A 16,607-nucleotide genomic window follows, 5' to 3' on the forward strand; every position below is an offset into this window, starting at 1 on the left:
CTATTGCCGCGCCAGTTTGTGCGTGGCCATCGGCAGTGCCGGTACGTGGGATACCACGATTGACCGTTGCGGCGATGCATCGCCGCCGATCTTGAATACCGACACTGCCTGGCCTAGCCGGTGCGCCTGGTCGCGCAGGTTTTCGGCAGCGGCAGCGGCCTGCTCCACCAGTGCGGCATTTTGCTGTGTGGTTTCATCGATGGAGTTGATCGACTGGTTAAGCTGCTCGATGCCGCCGCTTTGTTCCCGGCTGGCCATGGTGATCTCGTTCATGGTCACCGCCATGCCCTGTACCGCACTGCGTATTTCATCCATCGCGTGGGCCGTTTCGCGCACCAGCAGGTTGCCGCTTTCCACTTTGCTGCCGGAATCGTCGATCAGGGTCTTGATGTCCTTGGCCGCGGCGGCGGAGCGTTGCGCCAGCGTACGTACTTCTGCCGCCACCACGGCAAAGCCGCGCCCTTGCTCGCCCGCGCGAGCGGCTTCTACGGCGGCATTGAGCGCCAGGATATTGGTCTGGAATGAGATACCGTCGATCAGGCCGATGATGTCGACGATCTTGTTCGACGCGGTGTTGATTTCTTCCATCGTCATCCCCATGCGCCGTACCGATTCGCTGCCGCGGTTGGCAATGTCCGAGGCCGATTGCGCCTGGCGGTCGGCGTTGGCTGCCGAGTCGGCATTCTGGCGTACCGTGGCGGCGAACTGTTCAACGCTGGAGGCAGTTTCCTCCAGGCTGGAGGCCTGGGATTCGGTACGGCCGGAGAGATCGAGATTGCCGCTGGCGATTTCCTGCGTCGAGACCGTAATCGATTCCACATTGCGCCGCACATCTCCAATGATGGAGCGCAGGTTGACGTTGAGTTGCTGCAGCGCCTGCAGCAGCAGCCCCATGTCGCCGCGCCGGCTGGTGTCGACGCGCAGGTTCAGGTCGCCGCCGGCCAGGGCATGTACGGTGCTGATGGCTTGTTTCAGCGGCGCTACGATGGCTGCGTGCAGCATGCCCCAGGAACCCAGCAGCAGCACGATGCCGGCGACGGTACCGGCCCATATCGGATAAGGATTGGCGCCTGCCGTTTGGATGGCGTTGCCGGCGATGAGCCCGCCGGCGGCGAATATCAGTGCGAGCACGGACATGACCAGGCCCAACCTGCGCGCAATGGAGATGTTGCGCAAGCTCAGCAGCCAGCCGGCGAAGCCGCTGCGCACTGCCGCGCCGCGCCGGATGCGCAAGCCGGCGGCCTGGCCCGCGCTGAAGCGGTGGTAGATGGCATCGGTCGCCTGCACCTGTTCGCGCGAAGGGCGCGTGCGTACCGACATATAACCGACTGTCTGGCCGTTTTCTCGCACCGGCGTGACGTTGGCCTGTACCCAGTAGAAGTCGCCGTTCTTGCAGCGGTTCTTGACCAGTCCATTCCATGGCAGCCCCGATTTGATCGTGGCCCATAGGTCGGCAAAGGCTTCCCGCGGCATGTCGGGGTGGCGCACGATGTTTTGCGGCGCGCCGATCAACTCGGCTTCGGTGAAGCCGCTGATTTCAATGAAGTAAGGATTGACGTAAGTGATGTTGCCCTGGAGATCAGTCTTGGAGACGATGGATTTGCTGTCTTCAAGCAGGCGTTCGACAGTGGTGACCGGCAGGTTCTTGCGCATGCGATTTCCCCTTGCGTTAGTGCGCCCGGGCCCGCGCCATAGGCTGGACCGGTGCATGTAGTTGTGGATGCCGCGGCACTTTCCCCGGATGCCGCAGCCCTGCAAACTCAAACTATCGCTACTGCGTGTGGAATTGGATACGTCGGTAAGGCTTGGAACCGTTCATACCGGCAGGTAGCGTGGGCTTGCCTGCCGGCTTGGTGCATGAAGTTTTTTTAATTTGGTGCAACGAGCCATTGTTGGCAGATTTTTTCGGGTTTTTCAAGCGGCGACACGATGTACGGTATGAAACTTAACGAAACTATATGGAAATGTGTTGTAAAAATATACGTAATTAATAGTTACGTATCATCGCATGAGAAATGCGCCTTGCCACAGAGCGGTCTGTAGTGGCAGGAGAGAACCCCTGTTGCGTTTATTGTTGAGGCTGGACCTGGAACAACAGCCCCTGCGGCACGACTTCCACCGACAGTAGCTGGTTGGCGACGACTTCCGTCATGCGCTGCCCGGGATTGTTGAGGGCGATGCTGGTCAGGCGGGTGATCAGCGGCAGCAGCTTTTCCGGGTTGGATGAGACGAAGCTGCGTGCGGAACTGTCTGCACAGATCAGGAATTCGTCGCGGGCGGCCTGCGAACGGTCGGTGAGCAGTACGCCGACCGCCCTCAATTCGCCTTTCTTGTTGAGCGTGCCGAGCATGGAAGTCTGTGCCGGGCCGACCTTGGTTTCCAGTACGTATTCATACTGGCCGGGATGCAGGCGAGATGGGTCGAGCCGGTACAGGTTGGCCATGTGTTCCGGTTCGTCCACGCGCATGCCGGCCAGCGCATCGGGCAGCTTCTGGTTGAAGCGCCCGGCGAATTCGTTGGGCGTCACGCCCAGGGTGGTTTCGGCCGCGGCGTGCTCAGCCAGTTGTTTGTCGATGGAACGGTCGCAGCCGGCCAGCAATGCGGCCATCGCCAGGGTGGCGCATAGCAGCAGGCGCTGCGGGAGTGGGGAGCGTGAAGGCATGGTCGGGAAATCGGTCGGGAAGATCGCTACATTGTGCACCAAGGCGCCATGATGTGGCCTGTCTCAGATCAAGTGCATGCAGGATCGCAGGCGGTATGCGGACGCGCCGCGCTGTTGGCGATGATGATAAAGTGAGCGCTTTTCCGACAGCCCTGCGCATTGCCATCCCATGAGCGTCCCACAGGAACCGATCTCCGACCTTATCGAACTGCGCGGCATCATTCGCCAGTTTTCCAGTGAACGCGACTGGCTGCGCTTCCATACGCCGAAGAATCTCGCCATGGCGCTGTCGGTGGAAGCGGCTGAGCTGATGGAGCATTTCCAGTGGCTGCCCACTGGCGCCGACCATGAGCTCGATGCCGCCGCCCGTGAAGGCATACGGCACGAGATGGCCGATGTGCTGGTCTACCTGATCCAGTTGGCCGACCATACCGGCGTAGACCTGCGCAGCGCGGTGCTGGAGAAGATGGAGCTTAACCGCCGCAAGTACCCGGTCGAGCAGGCGCGCGGCAGTTCACGGAAATATACGGCCTACAGCGCCGGCAGCAGCAAGGACGACACTACCAATAACAATAGCGGCGGTAGCGGCGGCTGATGCCGCCACCGTCCAATAACGCCAACGCCATCCCCGCAGGGAGCCCGCCTTGAATAACTGGAACGACGGATACGTCTTCGACATCGCCTACACCTACGGTTACTACCCCGGCATGAATCCGGCGCGTTTGCCGCTGGCGTTTGCCTTCCACGGCTTGCGGGCGCCAGTCGTGCAGACTGCCTGCGAGCTGGGGTTCGGCCAGGGGTTGTCGACCAACTTCCATGCCGCGGCATCGGGCACGCGCTGGTGGGGCAACGATTTCAATCCCATGCAAGCCGGCTTTGCCAAAGAGCTGGCGGCGGCCAGCGGTAGCGGCGCGCAGTTGGAGGACTCGAGCTTTTCGCACTTTTGCCGCCGCAGCGACCTGCCGGATTTTGATTTCATCGCGCTGCACGGCGTGTGGAGCTGGGTCTCGGAAGAAAACCGCGCCATCATCTTCGATTTTATCGACCGCAAGCTCAAGCCCGGCGGCGTGCTTTATATCAGCTACAACACCCAGCCCGGCTGGTCCGCTTTCATGCCGCTGCGCGACCTGATGGTGCAGCACACGCAGCAAGCCGGCAATGACGAACAGGCGCTGCCGACCGAAGCGCGCATCGATGCCGCATTGGATTTCGCCGCCCGCATGTTCGATACCGACCCGGTGTATGCGCAGGCCAACCCGTTCATGCGCGACCGCCTGAAAATACTGCAGCAGCAAGGCCGCGACTATCTGGCGCACGAGTACTTCAACCGCGACTGGCACGCCGAATCCTTCGCCCGGATGCACCAGCGCCTGTCGCAATCCGGCTTGCAGTTTGCTTGCCCGGCCAACTACGCCGACCATATCGACATGGCCAATCTGACGCCTGCGCAGCGGCAGTTCATGCAGGGCATGGATGATCCCGTGATGCAGCAGAGCGTGCGCGACTTCATGGTCAACCAGCAGTTCCGGCGCGACTACTGGGTGCGTGGCGGGCAGTGGCTGGACGACCGCCAGCGGGTGCAGGCGCTGGCGCTGCAAAGCATCGTGCTGCTGACCGAGCCGGACAAGGTGCCGCTGACCATCCAGAACGTGGCCTCCGAGATCACCCTGAACCGGCTGATTTACGACCCCATCCTGCAGGCCTTGAGCGATTACCAGCCGCATACGCTGGTTGACCTGGCGGCTTCGCTGGCGCATCGCAACCTGAATTTGTCGCAAGTGCTCGACTCGGCGCTGATGCTGATCGGTACCGGCCATGCCGCGCCGTTGCCGACGGAACCTGCGGACGATGCGCGCGCGGAGATCGCCCGGCGTACCCGGGCACTCAATGTGCATTTGCTGAAAAAAGCGGCCTTGGCTGCGCCGTCGTCCATCGAGGGGGGAGTCGGCCACTTGTGCAGCCCGGTGACTGGCGGCGGGGTGCCGGTCGACCGCATTGGCCAATTGTTCCTGCTGGCCTATCTGGAGCATGGCGAGAATGTGGATGCATGGCCGGCGCTGGCATGGAAGTACATCAGCGCGCAAGGCAAGAAGCTGGTGCGCGAAGGGATACGGCTTGAGGGCGAGCAGGAAAATCTGGGCGAGCTGGCAACCCAGGCGCAGTTATTTGCGCGTACCCGCCTGCCGTTGTTGCGCGCGCTGCAAGTCGTGTGACCGGCATGTGACGGTCGTGGATAAAACGTCACATCGACTGACGGGCGTTTGCATAGGCCTGCGCTAGCCTGTAGCATTTCGCTTGGCCTGCCAACGCGGGCCTGTCATTTGCCGGATATCGGGAGGGGCCGGTAGAGCGGCGCATCAGGCGGTCAATGCATTTCGTCCATGGCGGTGCCGGGCGTGGAGTCCGGAACAATTCCCTGTCTTGCTACTTCGCGGATACGCTTGCCGTCGTCATCCGCGGGTAGCTTCTGATCACCAAGAAAATTTTCCCATGAGAAAGTTCATGCTCTGCCTATGTCGCGTCTGAACCTGAAACTGAAAACCCGCCTGGCTTTGGCCATTGTGGCCGCTGTGGTGATTACCGCCATCGTGGTCACCGCCATTTCGCTCTTCGTCATCCGGCGCGATATGCGCGATGAACTGGGCGAGCAGCAATTTACCGCCCTGAAGCTGACCGCCGCTGCGCTCGATGCCGGTTTTGAAGACCGGCGCATCTCATTGCGCCTGCTGGGCGAGGGCATTCCCGATGCCGCGCGCCATCATCCGGAGCAGATGCAGCGTTACCTTGAACAGCACCTGTCGCTCAATGCGCAGTTCTTCAATGTCAGCGTAGTCGAAGCCAATGGCGCCATGATCGCCAACTATGCCGATGCCGGCCAGGTCAACCGCTTCAGCATGGCCGGCCGCGACTATCTGGTGGATACGGTCAAGGCCAAAAAGGGCGTGATTTCCAGGCCGCTGAAAAGCAAGATGTCCAACCGCTCGGTGGTCTTGATGACCGAGCCGCTGCTCAATGCGCACGGTGAAGTGGACCTGGTGCTGGTGGCCAGCATCGACCTGAAGGAGCACAATTTCCTCGGCCAGTTTACCGACGTGCGCCTGGGCAAGAGCGGCTTCATGTACATCTTCACCACCGATGGCATCGTGGTTGAGCATCCCGACAAGGAGCTCATTCTCAACCACATGGATGTTGCCGGCGGCCAGGGCATTGCCAACGAACAGGCGCTCAAGGGGTTTGAAGGCAGCATGGATAGTGTGGACCAGGCTGGCGAGCCAGCCTTGACTTCGTACAAGCGCATGAGCAGCACCAACTGGATCATCGGCGCCCACTACCTGAGTTCGGACGCCTACGCGCCCATCGCCGAAATGCAGGAGCGCGCCATCTTGGCTGCCACCGTGCTGACGGTGCTGGCCGGCATTCTGGCCTGGTGGTTCGTCAACCGCCTGTTCCTTCCGTTGCAGCGTTTGCTCGCGCACATCCAGCGTATCCGCCAGGACAAGAGCCTGGCGCAATTGCCGGGCGAAGTGCGCCAGGACGAGCTGGGCGACCTGCATGGCGCCTTCAATGCCCTGATGCAGGAACGCAAGAACATCGAGGCCGAACTGGATGAGGCGCGCGTCAACCTGGAGGAAATGAACAAGACCCTGTCCCGCCTGGCGCTGGAAGACGCGCTCACCGGCCTGGCCAACCGCCGCCAGTTCGAGCGCGGCCTGCAGGAGGAATTCAACCGTGCGGCGCGTACCGGCCTGTCGCTGGCGGTGATCATGATCGATGTCGATTACTTCAAGCAGTACAACGACCTGTACGGCCACATGGCTGGCGACAAGGTGCTGCGCCGCCTGGGCAGCGCCATCCGCGATACCAATGTGCGTCCGGAAGACCTGCTGGCGCGCTACGGCGGCGAAGAGATCGCGGTGCTGCTGCCGGGCGCCAAGCTGGAGGGGGCGATGATGGTGGCCGAGCGCATCCGCAAGTCGGTCCAGGGCCTGGGGATCGAACACACCGCCAGCGCCACCGGCTACCTCACCATCAGCATCGGCGTCTCCGCCGTGGCTCCCCAGCGCCAGGTGGACAACCCGGAGGACGTGCTGCGCGAGGCTGACGAAGCGCTGTACCTGGCCAAGGCGGCAGGCCGCGATTGCATCCGCACCGTGGATGATCTGAAACAGTCCAGGGGAGCGGCCTGAGCCGGAGCCTCCAGGAGCCTGTAACGATTTCGGCAGGCCCGCCTACAAAAAAGCCGCGCATCATGCGCGGCTTTTTTGTAGGCGGGCTCAGAACCTGTGCAGGCTCATGGCTGTTGCGGCGAAGGCACCAGGTACTTGGACTTGGCGCAGTACATCTTGGCATTCGTGTTGTTGTAGACGATCTTGCTGCCTGCTTGCGACTGGCGTACTGGATAGGCGGAATTGTCTTCCTGCGTGAAGCGTATGCCCAGGGTCGAGCTGATGGCGTCCGTCAACCTGACCGGGGTGGCGTTGAAGAAGGCGCCGATGAAGTCGGCCTGGCTGTTGCTGTCGTTGACCAGCAGGTCGGTGACCTGCACACCCCACAGGTTGACATTGGTGGCCTTGAACCAGTAAGCGCCGCCTTCGGTCTTGTACGGCGGGCCGAAGGCTTCGTAGAGGTAGTCGTAGAAGTATTTACTGTTGAGCTGGTTCAGGCACAGCAAGGCATTGCCGACTTCGATGCCGAAGCTGGGTTGCGGCGCGGCTTGCGCGACAGGGGCCACGCCGGCCGAACAGGCCAGCGCCAGCGCCGGCAGGCTTGCGGCCAGGCGACGTACGATTTTCAAACAAGCTCCCGAGGATGATGCCGGATCGGCTGATTGTTACTTTGACCATTCCGTATGGCCGTGGGAGTCGATTGTAGGGGGCTTTGCCGATTTTTTCCAATCGGCATGCGTTGAGGATGCAATACGCGGCCCTGATGCGTAACGTCCCCGCCGCTTATTGGCGGGATGCGTTCACGGTGTCAGCGTCCGCTTCTGAGCATGCGTTCGCCGCGCGCGGAAGGACCGGTCGCCGCAGGGTGTTGTTGCGCCAGGCTGCCCAGGCCGTCGAGGAAAGAGGCGATACCGGTTCCCTTGACCAGCACGCAAGGTTTGCCCAGTTTCTTGCAGGTGCTTTTGACCAGGTGATAGGCGTTATGGCTGATGTTGCCGGACGCGCAGATCACGATGTCAGCCGTGGCCAGCATCGGCGTCAGGCGGTGCAGGTTGTCTTCGCGGCCGCCGTCGTGGTGGATGAAACGCCCGGCGCGTGTTTCGATCTCGGCACGGTAGTGGTTGCGCGCGCCGGTCAATCCACCCACGCATAGCACACAGCGGTCGTCCAGTGAAATGCGCGAGGCGGGCTGGGAGGGGAGGTCGGCTGGTGCAGGTACATTGCTTGCCTTGGTTCGGCGGTTCTCTTTTCGCATGGGGTGGCCCGGAATCGATGACCGTTCAAGACTAAACCCGCCATCGCCTTGGGCGAACGAATGAATTCGCATCTGCATATGCGGTTTGCGCCGCGGCTCACTGGGCGCCTGGTACGGCGTTACTGCAGTGGAGAGCCCTGTTCCTTTTGGTCGCGCCGCATGGCGCGCACGAAGTCGGCCAGGCGGCGGCCGTCGCGGTCGGGATAGTAGCCTTGTTCGCTGAGCTGTTGTACACGGTCCAGGCGGAACGAGCGGAAGTCGTTGCGGACTTCGCACCATGCGGCCAGTAGCCAGCTGCCGCCGAAGAAGGCCAGCGCCAGCGGCCAGACTATTCGCTGGCTGGCGCGTTGCTGGGCATCGGAATAATGCAGAAGCAGCTTGTGGCGGCTGCTGATGGCCTGGCGTATTTCTTCCAGGCGTTCGCCTTGCTGCGGGTCCATTTGCGTTTTGGGGGCGAACAGCGGCGTAGCCTCGACGAAGTCACGCTTGTCGCGCGGCAGCGCCAGCACCACCTTGGCCAGGGCGGCTGCCGCCGACGCCGACAATTGCGGGCCGCCCCAGGCTTGCACCATGCGCATGCCGATGACCAGCGCATCGATTTCATCGGCGTTGAACATCAGCGGCGGCAGGTCGTAGCCGGGTTTGATGCGATAGCCGACGCCGGCCTCGCCATCCACCGGTACGCCTGAAAGTGAGAGATCGCGAATGTCGCGGTAGACCGTGCGTTCCGAGACCGACAGCCATTCGGCCAGTTGGCGCGCGGTGGTGAGCCTGCGTCCGCGCAGGTATTGGGTGATCTGGAACAGTCGGTCGGCTCGGCGCATGAGGAGCGGGGAAAATGCGATGCGCGCCATTCTGGCACGCACCGGCCGGCTTCGCTACTAGCATCGATGCTGCTTTGCAATGCGACCAGATGGAGGGGAGGGAGTGCGATGAGGCAGTCCATATCGATACTCCGCTCACCTTGCATCGGTTACGTTCAGTTCATTGCGTGCAGTGCGACCCGATTGCCTTCCGTGTCGATGAACTGGCAGATATAGCCCAGCTCCTTGGGCAGTTGGGTTTTCTCCATGGCGATCTTGCCGCCGGCCGTTTCGATGCGGTCGATGACGGCCTGGATCGACGGGCCGGCATCCAGATACACCAGCGTGCCCTGGGGCGAAGGCTCGATCCAGTCGCCGCCGGTCAGGCAGCCGATGGACTGGCCGTCATCGCGGGTGAAGATTGCCATTGGCGATTCTTCTTCCAGGCTTTCCAGGCGCAGCTTGGTGGCGAACACGGTTTCGTAGAAACGGGCGGCGCGGGTCAGGTCCTTGGTGGCGATCTCGAACCAGTTGACGTTGGTTTGCATGATGTCTTCCTTTCGTTGTGTGTATGTCGTTCAGGATGCCGACGATGATGTGCGGCATGCGACGCATCATGCAGGCAGGCTCCTGACAGCGTGGTGTCAGGAGCCTGCACAAGAAAGGAAAAACAGGAGGATAAAGTTTAGCGGCCGGCGCCGGTCACGGCTGGAGCAGTGTCGGGCCGGGTTTGCTCCTGGCGCTCATGCTGTTCGGCATAGCGGCGCGCCAGCACGGCGCACAGCATCAGCTGCATCTGGTGGAACAGCATGATGGGCAAGAGCACGATGGCCGCGCCGCTGCCGGCAAACAGCACCGAGGCGATCGGGATGCCTGAGGCCAGCGACTTCTTGGAGCCGCAGAACACCAGCACGATCTCATCGCCGCGCGGCATCTTCAACGCCCGCGCGCCATAGGTGGTGATCAGCAGCACCGCGCCCAGCAGCACCGCGTTGACCAGCAGCAGCAACGCCAGCTGGCCGGGCGGGAACAGGTGCCAGATGCCTTGCGCCACGGCAGCGCTGAAGGCGGCGTACACCGACAGCAGGATACCGCCGCGGTCGACCACGTTGACGATCACCTTGTGGCGATTGATCCAGTCGCCGATCCACGGCCGCAGCAGGTTGCCCAGCACGAACGGCAGCAGCAATTGCAGCAGGATGGAGAGCACCTGCGACAAGCCGCTGCCTTCATGGTGGCGATGCAGCAGCAGGGTCACCAGCAGCGGCGTGACCAGGATGCCCAGCAGGTTGGAAGCGGTGGCGCCGCAGATCGCCGCCGGCACGTTGCCGCGTGCGATCGAGGTGAAGCCGATCGACGATTGCACCGTGGACGACAGCGTGCAGACGAACAGCACCCCCATCCACAACTGCGGCGTCAGCAAATCGGGCGCGGCCGCCTTGAGCGCCAGTCCCAGCAAGGGGAACAGGATGAAGGTGGAGGCCAGCGTCAGCAGGTGCAGCTTGGGCTGCTTCAGGCCGGAGATCGCCGCCTCGCGCGACAGCTTGGCGCCGTGCAGGAAGAACAGCAGCGAGATCGCCACGTTGCTGGCCACATGCATGAAGCCTTCGAAGCGGCCGGTGGCCGGCAGCAGCGTGGCCAGCAGCACGGTGCCGATGAGCAGTTGGGTGAAGCGGTCGGGAAGGAAGCGTTTCATGGCAATGGACGAAGTTCGATGATTTTCCTCCATGATAGGAAATCGGACGGCTATCGGGAACCCCTTTGATCGCGTTGACTATCATCGGAAAAATCGATGACAATGGCATGTCTTCCCATGTTTCCGATGGCGCAATGTCATGCTCAATCCCGTCTGGCTGCATACCTTCACCACCGCTGCCGCTTCCAGCAGCTTCACCGAGGCCGGGCGCCAGCTTGGGCTGACGCAATCGAGCGTGAGCGACCATATCCGGCGGCTGGAAGAAAGCGTGGGGCGGCGCCTGTTCGTACGCGACACCCACTCGCTGGCCCTGACCGCCGATGGCGAGAGCCTGTTGGTGCATGCGCGCCTGATCCTGGAAGCGCATGCCCGCGCCGAGGCCCAGTTCAGCGGCGAGCGCTTGCGCGGCCGGGTGCGCTTCGGCACCTCCGATGACCTTGCCATGGGGCCGCTGCCGGACATGCTGGCGGCTTTCCGCAGCCAGCACCCGGAAGTGGAGCTGGAGATCACCATCGGCCTGACCAGCGACCTGTATGCCTTGCTCGACCAGGGCAAGCTGGATTTGCTGGTGGGCAAGCGGCGCAGCGGGGAGTCGCGCGGGCACAGCATGTTTTCCACGCCGATGCAGTGGCTCACCCGGCCGGAGACGCATGTCGACCTGTCGCAGCCGTTGCCGCTGATCCTGTTGCCCGAACCCAGCATCACACGTGCCGCCACGCTGCAGGCACTGGGCAAGTCGGGCCACCATTGGCGCATCGTCTGCACCAGCGGCAGCCACGCTGGTTGCATGGCGGCAGCGCGCGGCGGCCTGGGGTTGTCGGCCTTGCCGCAGCATCTGGCCTCGCGCGACCTCACGGTGCCGCTCAACAATGCCAGCTTGCCGGTTCTGCCCGATGTTGAATATGTGGCGCTGACGGCGCGCCGGTTGTCGCGGCCGGCGGACACGCTTTACCAGATCCTGATGTCCAGCCGCCTGAGTCGCGGTTAGTCTGCGTCGACGATCAGCTCGGGCCGGTCCAAGGCGCGGATGCGTCGGTCGACGAAGTAGCCGCCGGCTTCGGTATAACGCAGGTAATGGCGGCCGCATAGCGTACAGCGCGCCACGTTGCAGCGGTTATAGGGAAAGTAGCGTGGCGCCACCGGTGCCGCCGGCCAGTCGTAGCGTGTGCCGTCGGGGTGGTATTCAGTGAAGGTGGGTTCGTCGTAGGGATCGGCGACCAGCGTGCCGATGTCGGCCAGTTGCTGTTCCGGCAGCGCCAGCGGCAGGCTGATCCAGCCGGCGGCATCGGCGCCGCGGCAATTGCAAGCCTGGGCCACGGTGGCGGAGGCCTGCGCCAATGTGCGCAACTCTTCCGTGCCGAGCTTGGAGAGGTCTTCCATCAAAACGGATCGTTACTTCTTCGGGTTGTAGCGGATATCGCCCTCGAACAGCTGCGCGGTGCCGCCGCTGAGGTCGGACTGCACAGGCCATACCTGGTGCCCGATGCGCAATTCCGTGCCTTCATAAACTGCCTTGGCGACGACGATGCGGGCATCTTCCGCGGACACCATGCCTTCCTTCATTTGCGCCACGTCTTCCAGCAGCGTCTTCACTTCGTAGGCCAGCGCTTTGCGCTTGTCGCTGGTCTCGAACAGGATTTCCGGCGTGGCCTTTTCGGGGTTGAGCTTGTAGTAGCCCTGTTGCTTGATGGTGCGGTCCAGTTCGGCCACCTTGCGCGCGTATTCCTGTTCCTTGATGGCGATCTTCTCTTCGAGATAGGGGTCGAGGCCGACCTGCACGCGGGTGAAGTTGCCGGTGGGGGCGCCGATGACGTTGGCGCGGATCGTGTTGGTGGCTTCGACGCGGCCGCCGATGATCTGGCCGGTGCGCGGGTTGCCCTTGCCCACCGTGATCTCGTCGCCGGCCAGCAGTTCGCATTGGCGCGCGTTGCCCAGCACCAGGATGCTCTCGCCGGCTTCGATGTGGGCGCTTTCGGCGAACATCACCTGCACCGATCCCTTGGCGCTGATGCGCGAGGCGATGGAGGTGGTGCCTGCCGTGGCAGTCACGCCTTCGCTATGGCCGATCACGCCGCCCTTGACGGTGACATTGCCGCCGGCCACGATCTCGGCCGCTTCCACGGTTCCGCTCACGACCACGTCGCCGCCCACGTGGAGTTTCATGCCGGTCATGACGTCGCCGGAGACGCGCACCGTGCCTTCGAAAGTCAGGTTGCCGGTGGACAGGTCGACGTTCTCGATGTCGATCACCGGATTGACCTTCACGCCGTTCTTGATCACCGTCGGCTGGCCCGGCACGATCGCCACCAGCAGGTCGGGATCGTCCGCGCTCGGTTCGGCGCCGACCGATTCCTTGGCGAACGGGACATCGGCGATCGGGCGCGCCGGCACTTTGCCGCCGCGGATGTCGATGCCGTCCTGGCCGGGGACCGGGGGGATGCGGCGCATCAGCGGGTCACCCGCGGACACCAGCAGCAGGTAACCCATATCGGCATAGGAGACGACGGCGTCTTCCTCGATTTCGGCCAGCTCTTCCTGTTTCTCTTCCAGCAGGCTTTCGAAGCGCGCCGGTTCGGCCGGCGTCGCCATCAGGCCTTGCGCGATCACCAGCTTGTTGCAGTGGCCGGTGGAAAGGGCGCCGCGCAATTGTTCGTGCAGGATGCCGTAGGTGATGCCCGCGGCGCGGATCGCGTTGACCACTTCCACGCTCTTGGCGCGGCCGCCGAACGGGGCTACCAGCGTGAGCGAAGCAGTCATCAGGTCGTCGGCCACTTCCAGTGCAAATTCGCCGTCGCGGCGCTGCGCGATAACCTGGCTCACCGCTTCCTTGGCGTCTTCCGCCTTGCGCACGAAGCCGTTGAGCACCGAATCCTGGAAGAACAGTTTGGTCAGCCCATTGTCTGCCATGGCCTGTTTCAGGAAGGCCAGGGTCAGCGGCGGGAAACCCGCCGTCGGCGTGAATGTTGCGCTCAGTTCGCCGCTGTCCCTGTCGAATGAGAACGACAGTGGTTGCGGAGTTGCTTGTGCCATGCTGTTCCTCGGATGAGTTGTTGCTTTTGGTCTGCCGGTGCATGTTCGTGCGTTGCCGTGGCCGCAGCGCAATGGATTGCAACTGTCTACCTGGGACGAACCTTGCTGAAGTTGATCTTGTGTAAGCAAGATCGCGCGCTCCGGCGGAGCAATCGGCTACGGGCATTCCCTTGGGCCCGGCGGCTGACATTGTATTGTGGCAAGATGATCCTGCAATTTGATCGATAGCACAAGTTTTGCTGGTATTTGCGGATATTTAAAGGCCGTCCCAAGGTATATAGTTGGCAATATGTTAAGCGCAGAAAAAGAAAACGCACCCGACGCCGAGGCCCGCTATCGCGCCGGCCGGGTCAGCACGATGGTCAGCATCGCAGTCAACGTCGGCCTGACTGCATTGCAGATCACGGCGGGGATCCTGTCCGGTTCGCAAGCCCTGGTCGCCGACGGTGTGCATTCGTTGTCCGACCTGGTCTCCGACTTCGTGGTGCTGTTCGCCGCGCACCACAGCCGCAAGGAGGCCGATGCCGACCACCAGTACGGCCACCAGCGTTACGAGAATGCCGCCTCGCTGGCGCTGGGCAGCCTGTTGCTGGCGGTGGGTATCGGCATGCTGGTCTCGGCCGCGCACAAGATCCAGGATTACGGCCATACGCCGCCGGTGCACAGCGCTGCGCTGTGGGTGGCGCTGGCGGCGCTGCTGGCCAAGGAATTGCTGTTCCGCTACATGCTCAGGGTGGCCGAGCGGGTGCGCTCGAGCATGCTGGTGGCCAATGCCTGGCATGCACGCTCCGATGCCGCTTCCTCGCTGGTGGTGGCGCTTGGCATTGGCGGCAGCCTGCTCGGCTTCACGCTGCTCGATCCGGTGGCGGCTGCGGTGGTGGGTTTGATGGTGGCGCGCATGGGCTGGCGTTTTTTCTGGGCGGCGCTGAACGATCTGATGGACCGCGCCGTCTCCGAGGAGCAATCGCAGGCGATTCGCCGCACCCTGGAAGGAACGCCTGGCGTGCAAGGTTTGCACGATCTGCGCACACGCAAGATGGGCGACCTGATTCAGGTCGATGTCCATCTGGAAATCGACGGCGCACTGACTGTGGCGCAAGGCCACGCCATCGCCGCGCTGGCGCGCCAGCGCGTGCTGGACGCGCACAATGTGCTGGACGTGATGACCCACGTCGATCCGGTCGTGGTTGAAGTGAATCCTGTGAGGGCTGCATAAGACACTGCGTATCGGAACGCGGCGTTCCTACAAGTGATAATTCTTAAAGCTTTGCTCGTGTCGGCCGTTAATGTTGTTGTCCATATCAGCAACACAATGCATAAGGCACGCACGACATGACCACACTCGCACCGCTGTCCGCCATCACCGGCTATCAGGCCGGCAACGTCGTGCGCGGCAGCGCAGTGTCAGGTGGTGCGTCGTCTGCTTTGACCGCTTCCCCATCTTCTACTGTCGTGCTGTCGGGCCAGGCCAATACTGCCGGTGTGCAAATCTATTCGGCCACAGGCACGATGGCGACTGCATCCGATAACACCGCTTCATCGGGGCCGTTCGTCTGGGAGAACAGGCAGTCCGGCGCCATCAGTGCGCTCATGGCAGGCGATGCCGTTGCCGGTGACCTCTCAGGGCGCCTGCACGGCCTCGGCAAGGCACTGGTCGCTCACATCAAGGACGGTGGCGGCGACTTTTCGCAGTCGGTGTTGCAATCCAAACAGGCGGTGCAAGCGGACGAGGGCGTGCAAGCCATCTTGCGCCAGCAATTGCACGATTTCGCCGGCAACAGCATCGGACTGTCGGTTGTCACGGCCGGCGGCGCCAAGGTGAATTTCTCGCTGTCTGCCGACAGTAACGGCATCGCCGTGAAGATCAACGTCGCCGACGGGCAACTGAACGACGCCGAGCGTAATGCCATGGGTGAACTGGGCGATGCCTTTGAAGCTGCCGTGAGTGGCCTGGCCGAGCAGCCGCCGCGCCTGGCGCTGGGCGGCTTGCTGAAGTTCGATACCTCGGCGCTGGCGTCTGTCGATTTGCATGCGAAACTTGGCAACGGCGACCAGGCCATCGACTTTCATGCCGACGCCAGGCAGCGCACGCTGTCTACCAGCGGCGCGGCAGGCGCCATCAAGGTGGCAGTGGATCTGACCGGCACCGCTATCATCGGCAGCGCCCAGCAACAGCAGCGCGCCATCGCCAGTTATCTTGACCAGTTCGACGCGGCTGCGCTTCGCGGCCATGGCGACAAGAGCTTGAATGGCTTGTTCAAGGACGCCTTCGCCCAGCTCAACAGCAATTATCCGGGGCAGGAATATAAAGCAGGCCAGCCGCAGCCCGTGGTCAGCACGGACGATACCGACCGCAAGATGCTGACCGGCCTGGCCGATTTTAAGGCGTCGGTTTCAGGTGCGGTGAGCGTTCCTAACCCGCTCAATCATCACGAGGTCGACAGCTTCGATTATCGGGTCTCGCAGCAGACTACCTTGAGCGGCAATGGGCAAGCTGACCGAAGCATCGTGCAACGCCAGCAGTCCAGCCTGCATGCCGCCTACCATGAGCCGCTGCAGGCGGGCGCGCCCTTGCGGCTCACCACCGACAAGCAGTCGCAGAACTACATCTATCGCCAGATCGACGACGAGGCATCGAGCACCATGGAGATCGCCTACGACAAGGGGTTCCTGGCCAAGGCGCTGCTGCGCCAGTCGGCCAGCCAGCAGACGCATGCCGTGAAGTATGTGCTGGGCCAGAAAGTGTCGGACACTACTACGCCACTGAAGTCGGCCATCGTGCAGGATTTCGCCGCGCAATTGCAGGGCGGCGCTACCACCAAGGAGCGCCAGACGGCTGATGGCCAATACCGCTGGCAGCAGATGCTGTCGATGATCGGTTCGCTGGCGTTGCTGAAGCAGGACCCGACTGAACTGAAGCAGCAGGCCGTGTTGCCCTTGGCGGCCTGAGGACTGATGTCCCCAGGCAATGTATGCGGGAAGTGCTTGGGGGCAC

General features: G+C 62.6%; 15 protein-coding genes. 6 read left to right on the top strand and 9 right to left on the bottom strand.

What is annotated here, in order from left to right; genetic code table 11:
• Both AKL28_RS19420 and AKL28_RS19425 read right to left on the bottom strand, forming a co-directional pair.
• A complete protein-coding gene (locus AKL28_RS19420; RefSeq protein WP_050469856.1) occupies positions 1-1,653 on the bottom strand; it encodes a methyl-accepting chemotaxis protein in 1,653 nt (550 codons plus the stop codon).
• Positions 1,654-2,068: 415 nt separating this feature from the next.
• Positions 2,069-2,701 carry an attG domain containing protein gene (locus AKL28_RS19425; RefSeq protein ID WP_231602529.1) on the bottom strand — a complete coding sequence of 211 codons (633 nt, stop codon included), beginning with the start codon at positions 2,699-2,701 and terminating at the stop codon, positions 2,069-2,071.
• Positions 2,702-2,831: 130 nt separating this feature from the next.
• Here AKL28_RS19425 and AKL28_RS19430 point away from each other — a divergent pair, with 130 nt between their 5' ends.
• From AKL28_RS19430 to AKL28_RS19440, 3 genes are all read left to right on the top strand, one after another.
• Complete coding sequence (locus tag AKL28_RS19430) at positions 2,832-3,257, top strand: nucleotide pyrophosphohydrolase (RefSeq protein ID WP_050469857.1); 426 nt, start codon at positions 2,832-2,834, stop codon at positions 3,255-3,257.
• Positions 3,258-3,306: 49 nt separating this feature from the next.
• A complete protein-coding gene (locus tag AKL28_RS19435) occupies positions 3,307-4,875 on the top strand; it encodes a class I SAM-dependent methyltransferase (protein ID WP_050469858.1) in 1,569 nt (522 codons plus the stop codon).
• A gap of 300 nt (positions 4,876-5,175) precedes the next feature.
• On the top strand, positions 5,176-6,849 hold the full coding sequence (locus AKL28_RS19440; RefSeq protein ID WP_050469859.1) for a diguanylate cyclase: 1,674 nt from the start codon (positions 5,176-5,178) through the stop codon (positions 6,847-6,849).
• Between the two features lie 104 nt (positions 6,850-6,953).
• Here the strand turns inward: AKL28_RS19440 and AKL28_RS19445 are convergent, their stop codons facing one another.
• The 5 genes from AKL28_RS19445 to AKL28_RS19465 form a co-directional block, all read right to left on the bottom strand.
• Positions 6,954-7,457: a hypothetical protein gene (locus AKL28_RS19445; RefSeq protein WP_050469861.1), complete on the bottom strand. Its 504-nt coding sequence runs from the start codon at positions 7,455-7,457 to the stop codon at positions 6,954-6,956.
• A 179-nt stretch (positions 7,458-7,636) separates the two neighbouring features.
• Complete coding sequence (locus AKL28_RS19450; RefSeq protein ID WP_050469863.1) at positions 7,637-8,083, bottom strand: DUF2325 domain-containing protein; 447 nt, start codon at positions 8,081-8,083, stop codon at positions 7,637-7,639.
• 119 nt (positions 8,084-8,202) lie between these two features.
• The gene (locus AKL28_RS19455) at positions 8,203-8,907 is read right to left on the bottom strand and encodes a helix-turn-helix transcriptional regulator (RefSeq protein WP_050469885.1); all 705 of its coding nucleotides are present in this window, start codon (positions 8,905-8,907) and stop codon (positions 8,203-8,205) included.
• A 155-nt stretch (positions 8,908-9,062) separates the two neighbouring features.
• A complete protein-coding gene (locus AKL28_RS19460; protein WP_050469865.1) occupies positions 9,063-9,434 on the bottom strand; it encodes a VOC family protein in 372 nt (123 codons plus the stop codon).
• 137 nt (positions 9,435-9,571) lie between these two features.
• Positions 9,572-10,582 (bottom strand): bile acid:sodium symporter family protein, encoded by a 1,011-nt coding sequence (locus AKL28_RS19465; protein WP_050469867.1) that lies wholly within the window; start codon positions 10,580-10,582, stop codon positions 9,572-9,574.
• Positions 10,583-10,721: 139 nt separating this feature from the next.
• Between AKL28_RS19465 and AKL28_RS19470 the strand changes: the two genes are divergently transcribed.
• Positions 10,722-11,570 carry a LysR family transcriptional regulator gene (locus AKL28_RS19470; protein ID WP_050469869.1) on the top strand — a complete coding sequence of 283 codons (849 nt, stop codon included), beginning with the start codon at positions 10,722-10,724 and terminating at the stop codon, positions 11,568-11,570.
• On the opposite strand, the gene AKL28_RS19475 is transcribed toward AKL28_RS19470, so the two are convergent.
• Together AKL28_RS19475 and AKL28_RS19480 are read right to left on the bottom strand one after the other, a co-directional pair.
• Complete coding sequence (locus tag AKL28_RS19475; RefSeq protein ID WP_050469870.1) at positions 11,567-11,962, bottom strand: hypothetical protein; 396 nt, start codon at positions 11,960-11,962, stop codon at positions 11,567-11,569. The two genes, AKL28_RS19470 and AKL28_RS19475, sit on opposite strands and share 4 nt — an antisense overlap.
• 12 nt (positions 11,963-11,974) lie before the next feature.
• Positions 11,975-13,612: a DUF342 domain-containing protein gene (locus AKL28_RS19480; protein WP_050469872.1), complete on the bottom strand. Its 1,638-nt coding sequence runs from the start codon at positions 13,610-13,612 to the stop codon at positions 11,975-11,977.
• A gap of 289 nt (positions 13,613-13,901) precedes the next feature.
• Between AKL28_RS19480 and AKL28_RS19485 the strand changes: the two genes are divergently transcribed.
• Together AKL28_RS19485 and AKL28_RS19490 are read left to right on the top strand one after the other, a co-directional pair.
• Positions 13,902-14,828 (top strand): cation diffusion facilitator family transporter, encoded by a 927-nt coding sequence (locus AKL28_RS19485; protein ID WP_050469874.1) that lies wholly within the window; start codon positions 13,902-13,904, stop codon positions 14,826-14,828.
• A gap of 116 nt (positions 14,829-14,944) precedes the next feature.
• On the top strand, positions 14,945-16,561 hold the full coding sequence (locus tag AKL28_RS19490; RefSeq protein WP_231602531.1) for a hypothetical protein: 1,617 nt from the start codon (positions 14,945-14,947) through the stop codon (positions 16,559-16,561).
• The last annotated feature ends 46 nt before the right edge of the window (positions 16,562-16,607 follow it).

The organism is Herbaspirillum chlorophenolicum, from assembly GCF_001189955.1.
Taxonomy (GTDB): Bacteria; Pseudomonadota; Gammaproteobacteria; order Burkholderiales; family Burkholderiaceae_D; genus Herbaspirillum; species Herbaspirillum chlorophenolicum.

What these genes read in the sequence shown, in the direction of transcription:
- AKL28_RS19420 (WP_050469856.1), bottom strand. Translation starts at nt 1,653, where the DNA reads ATGCGCAAGAACCTGCCGGTCACCACTGTCGAACGCCTGCTTGAAGAC.
- AKL28_RS19430 (WP_050469857.1), top strand. Translation starts at nt 2,832, where the DNA reads ATGAGCGTCCCACAGGAACCGATCTCCGACCTTATCGAACTGCGCGGC.
- AKL28_RS19440 (WP_050469859.1), top strand. Translation starts at nt 5,176, where the DNA reads ATGTCGCGTCTGAACCTGAAACTGAAAACCCGCCTGGCTTTGGCCATT.
- AKL28_RS19450 (WP_050469863.1), bottom strand. Translation starts at nt 8,083, where the DNA reads ATGCGAAAAGAGAACCGCCGAACCAAGGCAAGCAATGTACCTGCACCA.
- AKL28_RS19455 (WP_050469885.1), bottom strand. Translation starts at nt 8,907, where the DNA reads ATGCGCCGAGCCGACCGACTGTTCCAGATCACCCAATACCTGCGCGGA.
- AKL28_RS19460 (WP_050469865.1), bottom strand. Translation starts at nt 9,434, where the DNA reads ATGCAAACCAACGTCAACTGGTTCGAGATCGCCACCAAGGACCTGACC.
- AKL28_RS19465 (WP_050469867.1), bottom strand. Translation starts at nt 10,582, where the DNA reads ATGAAACGCTTCCTTCCCGACCGCTTCACCCAACTGCTCATCGGCACC.
- AKL28_RS19470 (WP_050469869.1), top strand. Translation starts at nt 10,722, where the DNA reads ATGCTCAATCCCGTCTGGCTGCATACCTTCACCACCGCTGCCGCTTCC.
- AKL28_RS19475 (WP_050469870.1), bottom strand. Translation starts at nt 11,962, where the DNA reads ATGGAAGACCTCTCCAAGCTCGGCACGGAAGAGTTGCGCACATTGGCG.
- AKL28_RS19480 (WP_050469872.1), bottom strand. Translation starts at nt 13,612, where the DNA reads ATGGCACAAGCAACTCCGCAACCACTGTCGTTCTCATTCGACAGGGAC.
- AKL28_RS19485 (WP_050469874.1), top strand. Translation starts at nt 13,902, where the DNA reads ATGTTAAGCGCAGAAAAAGAAAACGCACCCGACGCCGAGGCCCGCTAT.
- AKL28_RS19490 (WP_231602531.1), top strand. Translation starts at nt 14,945, where the DNA reads ATGACCACACTCGCACCGCTGTCCGCCATCACCGGCTATCAGGCCGGC.